Source organism: Flavobacterium sp. GCM10022190, from assembly GCF_042656445.1.
Classification (GTDB): Bacteria; Bacteroidota; Bacteroidia; order Flavobacteriales; family Flavobacteriaceae; genus Flavobacterium; species Flavobacterium nitratireducens.
Genome location: NZ_JBHSOQ010000002.1, coordinates 633,755 through 647,731, shown reverse-complemented (window position 1 = coordinate 647,731; position 13,977 = coordinate 633,755). Strand labels below are relative to the sequence as shown.

Genomic DNA, 13,977 nt, shown 5'->3' with positions numbered 1-13,977 from the left:
TTAATCAGCGTTCAAAAACATATAAATATGAATTACATTTCAATTCAAAACATCGACAACTTGTCTGAGTGGGTAAAAGAAGCTCTTAAAATTAAGAAGAATCCATTAAAGCACAGGAAATTAGGAAAAAACAAAACCTTAGGAATGTTGTTTTTTAATCCTAGTTTAAGGACGCGTTTGAGCACTCAAAAAGCAGCTTTGAATTTAGGCATGAATGTGATGGTAATGAATTTTACTAATGAAGGATGGACGCTTGAATTTGAGGATGGTGCAATTATGAACCAAGGTGCTTCAGAACATATCAAAGAAGCAGCCGAAGTAATTTCTCAATATTGCGATATCATTGCAATTAGGGCTTTTGCAGGTTTAGTAGATAAAGAGAAAGACAATGCCGAAACTGTTTTGGCCGGTTTCTTAAGACATGCTACAGTGCCTATTGTAAATATGGAAGGTTGTACAGGACACCCTTTACAATCATTGGCAGATGCCATTACAATGGAAGAATATAAAACACCACATAGACCCAAAGTGGTGTTAACCTGGGCGCCACATCCTAGAGCTTTGCCACAGGCTGTTGCCAATTCATTTGTAGAAATGATGCAAAAACAAGACGCTGATTTTGTTATTACTCACCCAGAGGGATACGAATTAAATCCGGAAATTACCAAAGATTCTAAAATAGAATACGACCAAAATAAAGCCTTTGAAAATGCCGATTTCATTTATGCTAAAAACTGGAGTAACTATAATGATTACGGAAAAATTACGAATACCGACCCAAATTGGACAGTAACTGCTGAGAAAATGGCTTTAACGAACAATGCTAAATTCATGCACTGTTTACCTGTAAGACGTAATGTAATTGTAGCCGACGAAGTAATTGACAGCGAAAATTCAATTGTTATTGAACAAGCAAATAACAGAACGTATTCTGCACAATTAGTTTTGAAAAAAATATTAAAAACAATTTCTAAGTAAGTTTGTAACTCAGTACCCTAAAAGATGAAACAACAACTTTCAGTAATAAAAATAGGTGGAAACATTATCGATAATCCAACAGAATTAACACAATTCCTTTCCGATTTCTCTAAAATAGAAGGCGCTAAAGTGTTAGTTCATGGCGGTGGAAAATCAGCAACTAAAATGGCGCAAAGCGTAGGCTTAACACCAAAAATGGTTGATGGACGCCGTATTACCGATGCTCCTATGCTGGACATTGCTGTTATGATTTATGCAGGTCAAATCAATAAAAATGTGGTAGCCGAATTACAGGCTAACAACACAAATGCCATTGGTTTTACAGGTGCTGACGGAAATTTAATCCTTTCTGAAAAAAGAAATCATCCTACCATCGATTACGGATTTGTAGGTGATGTAAAAAAGATTAACACACCTTTATTGCAAAAATTAATAGGTTTGGAAATCACACCTGTTTTTTGCGCAATTACACATGATAAAAACGGTCAGCTTTTAAATACAAATGCAGATACTATTGCCAGCGAATTAGCGATTGGATTATCTGAAGTTTTTGATGTAACCCTAAATTACTGCTTTGAAAAACCAGGTGTTTTATACGATGCTGAAGACGATTCTTCTGTGATTGCTCAAATCGACACCACTTTATACGCCAAATTAAAAGAAGAAGGAGCTATCCATTCGGGAATGATTCCTAAACTGGATAATTGTTTCAACAGTTTATCTAAAGGCGTTCAGAAAATTAAAATTGGACATCACCAAATGTTGAAAAAAGCAGATGCAGCTTGTACAACCATTCAATTATAAACATAATCATTTTTAGCCTCAAATTAAATTCTGATTATCGTTAAAAATTAGAAGTAAACTTCTAAAAAACCTCCTAAGAGTAGTACTCAAACGGAAAAAAAAGAAAAAATGAAAAACATTATAACACTTACTCAAGAAGCCATTCAATTATTAAAGAATCTGATTGAAACACCTTCATTTTCAAGTGAAGAGCAACAAACAGCACTTTTAATAGAAAATTGGTTTAAACAAAACGAAATACCTTTCAAGAGAGAGAATAACAATGTTTGGGCATTCAATAAATATTTTGACGAAAATAAACCTACTATACTTTTAAACTCCCACCACGATACAGTTAAACCTAATAAATCATACACTAAAGATCCGTTCAAAGCCATTGTCGAAGACGGAAAATTATACGGTTTAGGAAGCAATGATGCAGGAGGTTGTCTGGTTTCTTTAATCGCAACTTTCACTCATTTTTACGCTATCGAAAACCTGCCATACAACATTGTGATTGTAGCTTCTGCAGAAGAAGAAAGCAGTGGAAAAAATGGATTGAACAGTGTTTTAAAACATTTACCGGAATTAGAATGTGCTATTGTTGGTGAGCCAACTTTAATGCAATTGGCTGTAGCCGAAAAAGGTTTGCTTGTTCTGGATGTAAAAGTAAATGGAACAGCGAGTCACGCAGCACACAACAATCCGGACAACCCTATTTACAACACATTACCCGTAATTGAGTGGTTCAAAAACTACCAATTCGAAAAAATATCTGAGGTTTTAGGTCCTGTAAAAATGACCGTAACCCAAATCAATGCCGGAAAACAACATAATGTAGTTCCGTCAGAATGTGAGTTAGTAGTAGACATTCGTGTAAACGATTGCTACAACAATACTGAAATTCTAGAAACCGTAAGAGCCAATGTCAATGCCGAGGTAAATCCGCGCTCAATGCACCTAAATGCCTCTTCTATCCCTGTTTCACACGGTTTAGTTAAGGCCGGAATCGCATTAGGAAGAACCACATACGGCTCTCCTACCCTTTCTGACCAATCCGTATTATACTGTAAGTCTTTGAAATTAGGACCTGGAGACAGCTTGCGTTCCCACTCGGCTGATGAATTTATTTATTTAAACGAAATTGAAGAAGGAATCGAATTGTACATCAAAATACTAGGCGATTTCTTTAATAATATATAGTACGGACAAGTCACGACTTGTCCCTTCAATAAAAAATACAATTATGAAACTTTGGGAAAAAGGAATACCAACAGATAAACAAATCGACTTATTTACGGTTGGAAACGATCGTGAATTGGATTTGATTTTGGCAAAACACGATGTAACCGGAAATATCGCTCAGGCAAAAATGCTGGCCAAAATCGGTTTAATTACCCCTCAGGAATGCGAAGATTTATTAGGCGCATTGGCTGAAATTCAGGAAGATATCAAAGCTGGAAATTTCACTATCGAAGATTCTTTTGAAGACGTACATTCAAAAGTCGAATATTTGCTAACTCAAAAAGTAGGCGATGCCGGAAAGAAAATCCACACTGCCCGTTCCAGAAATGACCAAGTTTTAGTAGATATGAACTTGTATTTAAAAGAAGAAGTACTTCAATTGAAACAACAAGTAAAAGCCCTTTTTGATTTATTAATGGCTTCTGCCGATAAATACCAAAACGTTTTATTACCAGGATATACGCATTTACAAATTGCAATGCCAAGTTCATTCGGAATGTGGTTTTCAGCTTATGCAGAAAGTTTAATTGACGATATGAGCATGCTTAATGCTGCTTTAAAAGTGGTGGATCAAAATCCTTTAGGTTCGGCTGCAGGATATGGAAGCTCCTTCCCTATTGACAGAACGTTTACTACTCAGGTAATGGGCTTCACTACATTGAAATACAACTCAGTAGCTGCACAAATGAGTCGTGGAAAATCAGAGAAAACTGTTTCTTTTGCGATGGCAAGTGTGGCGGGTACGCTATCAAAATTCGCTTATGATGTATGTTTATATATGAGTCAGAATTTTGATTTTATTGGTTTACCAGCCAATTTGACTACAGGTTCAAGCATCATGCCTCATAAAAAGAATCCGGATGTATTTGAATTAATTCGTGGAAAATGCAACAAAATTCAGGCATTACCATACGAATTGACTTTAATTACTAACAATTTACCAAGTGGCTACCACAGAGATTTACAACTTTTAAAAGAAGGTGTTTTCCCTGCTATTCAGAACTTAAAAGCTTGTTTGGATATTGCTATTTTCTCTATTCCGGATATCAAGGTAAAAGAAAACATTTTGGAAGATAAAAAATACGATTACTTGTTTACGGTAGATACTCTGAACGAAATGGTAACAGCAGGAATTCCTTTTAGAGATGCTTACAAAGAAGTAGCCTTGCAAATCGAAGCAGGAAATTACCAATCACCAAAAGCAACCAAACATACTCACGAAGGAAGTATCAACAACCTTTGTCTGAATGAGATTAAAGAAAAAATGGAGTCTGCTTATTAATAGATTCAACATAAAAAACAAAAGCCACGGAAATTGAATTCGTGGCTTCTTTGTTTCTATCTATTTACGAAATAACTTTAACCGCAAAGGTTTTAAAGATTTCGCAAAGTAACTAAAGAAAAAATCTGCGATTATCTGCTGAATCTGCGTGCTATATTTTTTCACGCAGATTCAGCAGATTTTGGCAGATTAATTATTATTTCTTCAACCTGCCTGTCGGCAGACAGGTCTGTGTTCCTTAAAATTTCATCTTAAAAAGACTAAAAAACTTAGCGAAAAACTTTTTTTACTTTGCGGTAAATATTTAAATAAGTTCCTTCAAAGTCTCCGCATCAATATCCGAATGCGAAGCATCATAAACCGATTGACCGTCCTTAATCACCAAAATTTGTGGTGACTGATGTATTACCTGAAAACGATTCGCTATTTCGTTAGAAATTTCACGGTAGTTCAATAAATCTAAAAAATAGGGCGTAACTTTATCCTGTAAAGCAAATTCGTTTTCGAATTGTTTCAGAGCCATTCTACTGATACTGCAACGTGTACTGTGCTTAAAAATGACCGCTGGTTTCTCATTCGAATTAAACATAATTTCACCCAATTGATCCAAATCCGTTAGCAATTCCCAGTTTATTTTGGATTCCTGTTGTTTTGGAGCTTCATCACTCCCAAAGATATTTTTAAAAAAACTCATATTTTGACCTGTTTTATGACTTTTTGACATTTAAAACTGATAAAAATCAGGTTTTAACCGCCGTTTTGTCTGTAAATTTGATATGGAATATAATTTGTCCAAACCTCCGCAAAGGTAATTAATAAGTTTAAACCAAATCGATAAATCAATATGAACATTAATAAATTTACAATCAAATCGCAGGAAGCCATTCAGCTTTCGCAACAATTGGCACAACGTTTCGGCCAACAACAAATAGAAAACGAGCACATTTTCAAAGCTATTTTTGAAGTAGACGAAAATGTGGCTCCTTTCATTTTGAAAAAACTGAACGTCAATGTACCGCTCTTTTTACAGGTTTTAGACAGCACTATCCAAAGCTTTCCTAAAGTTTCAGGAGGAGACATTATGCTTTCGAGAGAAGCGAATAAAACCTTGACTGAAGCCGAAATTATTGCGCAAAAAATGAACGATGAATATGTTTCTATCGAACATTTAATTTTGGCGATTTTCGCTTCAAAATCTAAGGTATCTCAAATTTTAAAAGATCAGGGAGTTACTGAAAAAGGTTTAAAAGCGGCTATCGAAGAATTGCGTAAAGGCGAAAGAGTAACTTCGGCATCTGCTGAGGAAACTTATAATTCGCTAAATAAATACGCAAAAAACCTTAACGAATTGGCTCGTAGTGGTAAACTGGATCCTGTAATCGGACGTGATGAAGAAATCCGCCGTGTGCTACAAATCCTTACTCGCCGTACCAAAAATAATCCGATGCTTGTTGGTGAGCCTGGTGTGGGTAAAACCGCTATTGCCGAAGGTTTGGCGCATCGTATTGTAGATGGCGACGTACCTGAAAATTTGAAAGAAAAAATTGTGTACTCTCTGGATATGGGAGCTTTGATTGCAGGGGCGAAATACAAAGGAGAGTTTGAAGAACGTTTAAAATCGGTGGTAAAAGAAGTAACTTCTGCAGAAGGTGATATTGTTTTATTCATCGATGAGATTCATACGCTAGTTGGTGCCGGAGGTGGTGAAGGTGCTATGGATGCGGCAAATATTCTGAAACCGGCTTTGGCTCGTGGTGAACTAAGAGCGATTGGAGCAACCACTTTGGACGAGTACCAAAAATACTTCGAAAAAGACAAAGCACTTGAAAGACGTTTCCAAAAGGTACTAATTGACGAACCGGATACAGAAAGTGCCATTTCAATTTTGCGTGGTATCAAAGAAAAATACGAAACACACCATCAAGTACAAATTAAAGACGAGGCGATTATTGCAGCTGTAGAATTGTCACAACGCTACATAACCAACCGTTTTTTACCAGATAAAGCGATCGATTTAATGGACGAGGCAGCTTCTAAAATCCGTATGGAAATCAACTCAAAACCAGAGGAATTAGACGTGTTAGATAGAAAAGTGATGCAGCTTGAAATTGAGATTGAAGCGATCAAACGTGAAAATGATGAAAGCAAACTTAAAATTTTAGGATTGGAATTGGCCAACCTAAAAGAAGACCGCAATAAGATTTTTGCCAAATGGAAATCGGAGAAAGATATCGTAGAAAACATTCAGGCAGTTAAAAAAGAAATTGAAGATTTTAAACACGAAGCCGAACGTGCCGAACGTGAAGGTGACTACGGAAAAGTAGCCGAAATTCGTTATGGAAAAATCAAAGAAGCCCAACAAGAATTGGAAAACCTTAGCAAAGAATTACAGGAAAACCAATCAGGCGGAAGCTCATTGATTAAAGAAGAAGTAACCCGTGAGGACATTGCCGAAGTAGTAGCCAAATGGACCGGAATTCCAGTAGTGAAAATGCTGCAAGGCGAAAGGGAAAAACTGTTGCATCTGGAAGAAGAATTACACCGCAGAGTGGTTGGTCAGGAAGAAGCCATCGAAGCCGTAAGTGATGCCGTACGCCGTAGCCGTGCCGGATTACAGGATATGAAAAAACCGGTGGGTACCTTCTTATTCTTAGGAACAACCGGTGTGGGTAAAACCGAATTGGCAAAAGCCTTGGCTGAGTATTTATTTGACGACGAAAATGCCATGACCCGTATCGATATGAGTGAGTATCAGGAACGTCATGCAGTAAGCCGTTTAGTAGGTGCACCTCCGGGATATGTAGGTTATGACGAAGGTGGACAGTTAACCGAAGCGGTACGTAGAAAACCCTATTCTGTTATTCTTTTGGATGAGATTGAAAAAGCCCATCCGGATACCTTCAATATCTTGTTACAGGTATTGGATGAAGGACGTTTGACAGACAACAAAGGACGTTTGGCCGACTTTAAAAACTCTATTATCATCATGACTTCTAATATGGGAAGCCAGATTATTCAGGAGAAATTTGAAAACTTAAAAGGTGGCATCGAAGCCGCTACGGAAGCTGCCAAAGCGGAAGTGTTAGGCTTGTTGAAACAAACCGTTCGTCCAGAGTTCATCAACCGTATTGACGAAATTGTGATGTTTACACCGTTGACCAATGCTAACATTGCTCAAATTGTAGGCTTACAATTGAAAAGCGTTACTAAAATGCTCGCACAACAAGGCATTACTATGGACGCCACTCCAGAGGCAATTACTTACTTGTCAGAAAAAGGATTTGATCCGCAATTTGGTGCCCGTCCGGTAAAACGTGTGATTCAAAGAGAGGTTTTGAACCAATTGTCTAAAGAAATTCTAGCCGGTAAAATCACTACCGACAGTATCATTCTTTTGGATTCCTTCGACGGTCAATTGGTTTTCAGAAACCAAAGCGAAACAGCCGCTGTCTAAGTCATTGCGAGTTCCGATGGCTATCGGAACGCGGCACCCGAGTGCAACGAATTGAGCTTTAGCTAATCTCACTATTAAAAGTCAGTTGCTAAAAACTTGGTGAGATTGCCGCGCTATCGCTCGCAATGACTCATAAATATCAAAATCCTAAAACACCAGTCCTAACCGATTGGTGTTTTTTTTTATTTAAGAGCATAACGAAAGTTTTCCATAAGCCACTCCCCTCCTGCTCTCGCTTTTATCTCTACGAGGATATCAGCTCGATCAGGGCTATTGAGAACGAATTATTTCCAAAATATATTTTGTAAGAATATTTTAATATATTTGAGTTTAAATAAGAATAAACATTTTTTTGATAAAATAAAATATATAATTGAAACATAACAAAAATAAACGAAGTAAAGTAACATTTTCAAAACTAACTTTTCATAAGCTTAATTGGTTGGAATATTTAACAATTGGAATAGGTCTATGGTTTTTGTTTTACCCAAAACCATACGACATCCTTTTTACAATTTTACTCTGCATTCCTGTTTTGGGTCTTTTTCTTAACGGTTTAACAGGTAGACCAAGTGTAGCAAGTCTTGTCGAAATATCGAAAGATGATGATGGAAGTGACAAATATGATGTAGCTGATTTTATTGATTTTGCAGCTTGGATACTTTTAATTAGGGTATTAATGGATTATGAATTTGAAAATTTTTTTAGCATCATAATTGCAGGAACAATATCTTTTTTATTCATGTTGCTAATCCTTTTTATAACACATAAACTAATTGAAGAAACAACCAAAAGTAAAATATGGATTTATTTATCATTAATTTCTAATGTTTTTATATATAGTTATGCAGGTACTTATGGTGCAAATTGTGTATACGACTATTCTGAACCAACAGTTTATAATGCAAAAGTGGTTAACAAATCAATTTCTAAAGGGAGAAGATCTACAACTTATTATATAAAAGTGACACCTTGGGGAAATCATTACGAGATAGAAGAAATTTCAGTTCCAAAAAGTCAATATAATGAAATTGATATTGGTCAAACAATAAAAATTGACTTAAAAAAAGGGCTATTTAATATTCCATGGTATTACATAGAATAAAAAAATAATGAATACTTTAAATAATCAAAAAAATGTCAAATGAAAAAATATTTATACCTAACACTATTCCTGTTTTTCCAGTTAGGAATCGCACAAAATTATCAAACAGAGTTTAAAAAATTTTTACAAGATAATGACACAATTAACCAACTAAAAGTATTGACTAAATGGGAAAAGGCAGAACCCAATAATGCCGAACTTTTCACAAGCTATTTTAACTACTATATCAAAAAATCAAAAAAAGAAACCATAAGCCTAACTACTAAACAACCACAAGGAGAATCATATACACTAATAGATAGTTTAAATAATACAGCGGGATATCTGGGAAGCCAAGTATATTATGTTCCTAAAGAATATCAGGAAGGATTTAATAAAATTGACAAAGGGATTTCTTTATATCCAAACAGATTGGATATGAGATTCGGTAAAATTTATGTCTTGGGAATGATTGAAAACTGGGATTATTTCACTTCTGAAATCATTAAAGCAATTGACTATTCATCTAAAAATAATAATGAATGGACTTGGACAAATAACATTAAAAAAGAAAATGGAAAAGACTTTTTCCTTTCTTCCCTTCAAGATTATCAGGTTCAACTTTATAATACACAAAATGATAATTTACTTGTAAATATGAGAAATATTGCTAATGAAGTTCTAAAATTTTATCCAAATCATATTGAAAGCCTTTCTAATCTTTCAATTACATATTTATTAACTGGAGAATATGATAAAGGAATTGAAGCCTTACTAAAAGCAGAAAAAATTAATCCAAAAGATTTTATTGTACTTTCAAATATAGCTCAAGGTTACAAATTGAAAGGAGATAAAAATAAAGCAATTGAATATTACCAAAAAACTATTGAATTTGGAGATAAACAAGCAATAGAATATTCTAAACAACAAATTAAAATATTAAATCAATAAATAATATTTTAAAAACTAAAAAAAAACGATAGCAGAATTGCAATCCGTGCCCGCAACAGTGAGCAAATAAGCCTGCTTACTGAGATGCTTCCTTCGTCAGCATGACAAGATTGTAGCTAATCATAAATTCTCAAAAGTTAGTCAAGTCAAAAAAACTTTTAAATTTATAATTCTAAAACCCACAGCCATGCTCACCGCCATCAATCCTAAATTACCCATGAGAGATAAAAATGCCACAAAGGCATTTTATATCGAACTTTTAGGCTTTACTGAAATCGCGGACTATGGCGATTATTTGTTAGTCCAAAAGGACAACATTGAAATTAATTTTTTTGAATTCAAGACATTAAATCCGAAAGAAAATTATGGTCAGGTGTATATTCGAACCAATACTATTGAAAGTTTGTACCAATCTTTTATAGACAAAAAAGTCCCTATTCATCCTAACGGTTCATTACAAACCAAACCTTGGGGACAAAAGGAGTTTGCCCTACTCGATCCGGATAATAATTTATTGACTTTTGGAGAAAGACTGTAAGTAAAATTTTAGATACTTAACCAAATAGCATCTCGAAGAAATAACTTAAATTTGCAGGAAAACAAAGAGAAAATCATGAATATTTTAGAATTAATTCAAAAAAGATATACTGCCAAACATTACCAGTCAGACAAAGCGATTCCACAAGATAAAATAGAAGAATTAAAAGAAATTTTACGTCTTACACCTTCTTCAATTAATATCCAGCCTTGGAAATTTACTTTTGTACAAAATCCGGAAATGAAATCGAAATTGGCTTCGGTTTCCATGCACAATACGGAGAAAATCAATCAGGCACATTTACTGGTAGTTTTTAGCGTAGCCGACGATTTGGATGCATTCCAAAAAATTGTAGATGAAGAATTACCAGCTGCCAGAAGAGATTGGTATAACCAAATAAAAGCCAATACACCAGAAGCCGATTTAAAAACTTGGTTAGCCAAACAAGTGTATATTGCCTTAGGAGTTGGATTAACCGCCAGTATTGCGCTAGGATTAGATTCTACCGCTATGGAAGGTATCGAATCCGATAAATACAGAGACATACTGGACATGAAAGTATATAAACCGCTTTTTGCTATGGCCGTGGGTTACGGAGCTGAAGATGATTTTAATCGTATTGAAGTCACTCCAAAATCAAGAAGAGCTTTAGAAAGTGTAATTGAATCCATTTAATCCAAACAATGTCAAAACGAGACGAATTAGAACAATTTCCTTTATATCAAAAAGCAGAACAAATCTACCAAATAACAAGAGGATTGGTCGAAATTGTTCCCGCTGATAATGAATTCCTTCAACAAACAACCGTACGTTTTATGATGGAAAATGCAATGTTAATTCCTGCGAAAATTGCTGGTGCACATTCAGTAGAATTATATGATTTAAAAATGGAAAACGCAACCTTAATTCGCAAGGCTGCCAGAGAACTTTATGTATATGCAGGAAGTTTAGCGCACGAAGAAGCTATTGAAAATCAGGACTACATAGAACTATTAAGAAACGAAATTGAGGAATTTCGCTTGTTATTTATTGATTGGGTCGAAAATTTTGATGTTTGGTATTACATCAAAGATAATTGGGGACTTTTTAACCCTCCAGGTATCAGCGCACACGATAAAGACCCTGATGATGATATTCCTTTTAATCCGGATGATTTTTTTGATTCTGAAAATGATTAAATTTCTTAAATTAAAACTTATAATAAACAGTATTTTTACAATCTTTAACTGTCAATTTAGTTGACAAAATAATTTTAAAACATAATTAAATGGCATCAGGTTTTTTCGCTTTATTAGATGATATAGCAACATTAATGGACGACGTAGCAGTAATGAGCAAAGTCGCTGCAAAAAAAACAGCAGGAATATTAGGAGATGATTTGGCTGTAAATGCCGAAAAAGCATCGGGATTTGCTTCTTCAAGAGAGCTTCCTGTTTTATGGGCTATTACCAAAGGTTCGCTATTGAATAAAATTATCATTTTACCGATTGCATTTTTATTGAGTGCTTTTTCTCCTTTAGCGATAATCATTATTTTAGTTTTAGGAGGATTGTATTTGGCTTATGAAGGAGCCGAAAAAATTTACGAATTCTTTTTCCCTCATCATCACGACAAAATTGAAATCACTGATGAAACTTTTACCGAGGAAGAAATATTGGCTCTTGAAAAAACCAAAATAAAATCAGCCATTGTTACCGATTTTATTTTGTCTGTCGAGATTGTTATTATTGCCTTGGGAACGGTTATTGAACAAGATTTAATGTCACAAATTGCAGTTGTTTCAATTATCGCCTTATTAGCCACTGTGGGAGTTTATGGTATCGTAGCCTTAATTGTTCGCATGGATGAATTGGGATTAAAATTGATTGCAATGAGTACTAAAGAAAAGAGTTTTACAAAATATTTCGGAAACATACTTGTGCTTGCATTACCTAAAGTTATCAAAGCTTTAAGTGTAATTGGTACGATTGCATTAATTATGGTTGCTGGAGGAATTTTTGCTCATAATATTGAATTTTTACACCATTTTGCACCGCAATTTCCTGATATACTGAAAGAATTTGCTTTTGGTCTTATTTTTGGTTTTCTTACTTTAGGAATAGTAACACTAATCAAAAAAGTGATAAAAAAATAAAGAATACTAGTAATCAATTAACTTATTTTTTATTCCCATTTTTAATTTTCGTAACTTAGCGTAATCCCTTCAAAATCTTTTCATTTTCAATACCTTAACCTTCAAATGGAGACCAGAAACCATCTCAAAAACGGGGCGTATCTGAAAAGCCAAAAGAGTAAGTTAATTTAAAATTCAACATTATGCCTAAGTACGTTATTGAAAGAGAAATTCCTGATGCAGGAAAATTAACTTCTGAACAATTAAAAGGAATTTCACAAGCCTCTTGCGGGGTTTTGAGTAAATTAGGTTCCGAAATCCAATGGGTTCACAGTTATGTTACTGATAACAAAATCTATTGTATTTACAACGCTCCTAACGAGGAATTAATCGTTGAACATGCTAAACAAGGCGGATTTCCTGCTAATTCAATCGCTAAAATTTCAGCAATCATTGACCCTGTAACCGCTGAATGATAAGATAAAAAAGGCTGTTTCATGATTTTCCAGAAACAGCCTTTTCTTATTCTATTTTTATCTTCCCGTATAATTGGGACAACCAAAACATTTTTTATCCAAATTAAATTGATACGTCAGCGACAACTCATAGACTCCTCCTGTTTTTCCAATTTTAGTTGTATTCATATCGTACGAAAGTCCTAATCGTAAATGGTCGTATTGCAATCCCGTAAATAGATTCACAGAAGTTAGCAAATGACTATCGATACCGTTTTTAGCAGGATTAGTTACTGCAGTTGCACCAAAAAACATTTTCTCAAACAATATTGAAGCGCCTAAATCCAATCGATTATAACGTCCTTGTTGCATATAATTTGCCGTAGCAAACATTTTGGTTGCATACGGAAAAAATTGCACATCAATATAGTCGGCTAAAAGAAACTCATATCCTGTACTCAAAGAAAAAAAGGTATTCAAAGGCAAATTACCATCTTTATTAAAAGCAATATTAGGTTTATTGAGATGTTTCATTGATAGACCAATCCATAAATCTTCGGTATTAAAAACCATAGCTGCTCCAATATCAAAAAATCCTACTTTGTCATTTTGTAGTGCAGGATCTATCGAAGAGGCATTGTTTAACCCTGTTCGAATATTAATTTGATCTTCCAATAATAAATTTTGAAAAGCAAATGACTTATAACCAAATCCTACTTCAATGGCGGGTCTAAAATCCCATTCGTCACTCACCCGAACTCGGTAAGCATAGTTTGCATTCAATTGCGAAAAGTTATAATTTGTTGCGCTTTCTCTTTGGTTTAAAAAACTCACACCTAAACCAGAATTCATTTCTTCACTCCAAGTATTCAAAAACGCATAATCGGTTTTTATTTTCAAATTCAAATCGGGCCATTGTTCTCTATGAATAATTCCCAAATAAGTTGTCTCCATGTAACCTGTAAAACCTGGATTTAAGGATTCAGGAACTAAAAAATACTGCGAAAAAATAGGATCTTGTGCCTGAACATTCGAATAAAAGAAACACAATATCAGTAAGCTAATCAATTTAATTTTCATTTGTACGAACGTTC

At 34.6% G+C, this 13,977-nt stretch carries 14 protein-coding genes; 12 read left to right on the top strand and 2 right to left on the bottom strand.

Going from position 1 to position 13,977, the window contains the following annotated elements:
• Positions 1-27 precede the first annotated feature (27 nt).
• The 4 genes from ACFPTQ_RS09635 (at position 28) to argH (ending at position 4,288) form a co-directional block, all read left to right on the top strand.
• The gene (locus ACFPTQ_RS09635; protein WP_379776874.1) at positions 28-978 is read left to right on the top strand and encodes an N-acetylornithine carbamoyltransferase; all 951 of its coding nucleotides are present in this window, start codon (positions 28-30) and stop codon (positions 976-978) included.
• Between the two features lie 24 nt (positions 979-1,002).
• Positions 1,003-1,782, top strand: coding sequence for an acetylglutamate kinase (gene argB, locus ACFPTQ_RS09630; RefSeq protein WP_379776871.1), 780 nt, complete (start codon positions 1,003-1,005; stop codon positions 1,780-1,782).
• A gap of 108 nt (positions 1,783-1,890) precedes the next feature.
• On the top strand, positions 1,891-2,964 hold the full coding sequence (locus ACFPTQ_RS09625; RefSeq protein WP_379776869.1) for a M20 family metallo-hydrolase: 1,074 nt from the start codon (positions 1,891-1,893) through the stop codon (positions 2,962-2,964).
• Between the two features lie 43 nt (positions 2,965-3,007).
• Positions 3,008-4,288, top strand: coding sequence for an argininosuccinate lyase (gene argH / locus ACFPTQ_RS09620; protein WP_379776867.1), 1,281 nt, complete (start codon positions 3,008-3,010; stop codon positions 4,286-4,288).
• A 304-nt stretch (positions 4,289-4,592) separates the two neighbouring features.
• Here argH and ytxJ read toward each other — a convergent pair whose 3' ends face one another.
• The gene (ytxJ, locus tag ACFPTQ_RS09615; protein WP_379777209.1) at positions 4,593-4,982 is read right to left on the bottom strand and encodes a bacillithiol system redox-active protein YtxJ; all 390 of its coding nucleotides are present in this window, start codon (positions 4,980-4,982) and stop codon (positions 4,593-4,595) included.
• Positions 4,983-5,132: 150 nt separating this feature from the next.
• Here ytxJ and clpB point away from each other — a divergent pair, with 150 nt between their 5' ends.
• From clpB to ACFPTQ_RS09575, 8 genes are all read left to right on the top strand, one after another.
• Entirely contained in the window at positions 5,133-7,742 is a 2,610-nt protein-coding gene (gene clpB, locus ACFPTQ_RS09610) for an ATP-dependent chaperone ClpB (RefSeq protein ID WP_379776865.1), read from the top strand.
• 442 nt (positions 7,743-8,184) lie between these two features.
• Positions 8,185-8,847: a hypothetical protein gene (locus tag ACFPTQ_RS09605; protein WP_379776862.1), complete on the top strand. Its 663-nt coding sequence runs from the start codon at positions 8,185-8,187 to the stop codon at positions 8,845-8,847.
• 39 nt (positions 8,848-8,886) lie between these two features.
• On the top strand, positions 8,887-9,777 hold the full coding sequence (locus ACFPTQ_RS09600; protein ID WP_379776860.1) for a tetratricopeptide repeat protein: 891 nt from the start codon (positions 8,887-8,889) through the stop codon (positions 9,775-9,777).
• A gap of 187 nt (positions 9,778-9,964) precedes the next feature.
• Complete coding sequence (locus ACFPTQ_RS09595) at positions 9,965-10,315, top strand: bleomycin resistance protein (RefSeq protein WP_379776857.1); 351 nt, start codon at positions 9,965-9,967, stop codon at positions 10,313-10,315.
• Between the two features lie 75 nt (positions 10,316-10,390).
• Positions 10,391-10,990, top strand: a complete 600-nt coding sequence (locus ACFPTQ_RS09590) for a nitroreductase family protein (RefSeq protein WP_379776854.1) — start codon at positions 10,391-10,393, stop codon at positions 10,988-10,990.
• 8 nt (positions 10,991-10,998) lie between these two features.
• The gene (locus ACFPTQ_RS09585) at positions 10,999-11,493 is read left to right on the top strand and encodes a hypothetical protein (RefSeq protein ID WP_379776851.1); all 495 of its coding nucleotides are present in this window, start codon (positions 10,999-11,001) and stop codon (positions 11,491-11,493) included.
• 89 nt (positions 11,494-11,582) lie between these two features.
• Positions 11,583-12,449, top strand: coding sequence for a DUF808 domain-containing protein (locus ACFPTQ_RS09580; RefSeq protein ID WP_379776849.1), 867 nt, complete (start codon positions 11,583-11,585; stop codon positions 12,447-12,449).
• 182 nt (positions 12,450-12,631) lie between these two features.
• Positions 12,632-12,904, top strand: coding sequence for a DUF4242 domain-containing protein (locus ACFPTQ_RS09575; RefSeq protein WP_278035588.1), 273 nt, complete (start codon positions 12,632-12,634; stop codon positions 12,902-12,904).
• A 57-nt stretch (positions 12,905-12,961) separates the two neighbouring features.
• Here ACFPTQ_RS09575 and ACFPTQ_RS09570 read toward each other — a convergent pair whose 3' ends face one another.
• On the bottom strand, positions 12,962-13,963 hold the full coding sequence (locus tag ACFPTQ_RS09570; protein WP_379776846.1) for a type IX secretion system membrane protein PorP/SprF: 1,002 nt from the start codon (positions 13,961-13,963) through the stop codon (positions 12,962-12,964).
• Between the last annotated feature and the right edge of the window lie 14 nt (positions 13,964-13,977).

Excerpts from the sequence above, each read along its gene's own strand:
- ACFPTQ_RS09635 (WP_379776874.1), top strand. The coding sequence starts at position 28 with ATGAATTACATTTCAATTCAAAACATCGACAACTTGTCTGAGTGGGTA.
- ACFPTQ_RS09600 (WP_379776860.1), top strand. The coding sequence starts at position 8,887 with ATGAAAAAATATTTATACCTAACACTATTCCTGTTTTTCCAGTTAGGA.
- ACFPTQ_RS09595 (WP_379776857.1), top strand. The coding sequence starts at position 9,965 with ATGCTCACCGCCATCAATCCTAAATTACCCATGAGAGATAAAAATGCC.
- ACFPTQ_RS09585 (WP_379776851.1), top strand. The coding sequence starts at position 10,999 with ATGTCAAAACGAGACGAATTAGAACAATTTCCTTTATATCAAAAAGCA.
- ACFPTQ_RS09570 (WP_379776846.1), bottom strand. The coding sequence starts at position 13,963 with ATGAAAATTAAATTGATTAGCTTACTGATATTGTGTTTCTTTTATTCG.
- ACFPTQ_RS09590 (WP_379776854.1), top strand. The coding sequence starts at position 10,391 with ATGAATATTTTAGAATTAATTCAAAAAAGATATACTGCCAAACATTAC.
- argH (WP_379776867.1), top strand. The coding sequence starts at position 3,008 with ATGAAACTTTGGGAAAAAGGAATACCAACAGATAAACAAATCGACTTA.
- clpB (WP_379776865.1), top strand. The coding sequence starts at position 5,133 with ATGAACATTAATAAATTTACAATCAAATCGCAGGAAGCCATTCAGCTT.
- ACFPTQ_RS09580 (WP_379776849.1), top strand. The coding sequence starts at position 11,583 with ATGGCATCAGGTTTTTTCGCTTTATTAGATGATATAGCAACATTAATG.
- ACFPTQ_RS09575 (WP_278035588.1), top strand. The coding sequence starts at position 12,632 with ATGCCTAAGTACGTTATTGAAAGAGAAATTCCTGATGCAGGAAAATTA.
- ytxJ (WP_379777209.1), bottom strand. The coding sequence starts at position 4,982 with ATGAGTTTTTTTAAAAATATCTTTGGGAGTGATGAAGCTCCAAAACAA.
- ACFPTQ_RS09625 (WP_379776869.1), top strand. The coding sequence starts at position 1,891 with ATGAAAAACATTATAACACTTACTCAAGAAGCCATTCAATTATTAAAG.
- argB (WP_379776871.1), top strand. The coding sequence starts at position 1,003 with ATGAAACAACAACTTTCAGTAATAAAAATAGGTGGAAACATTATCGAT.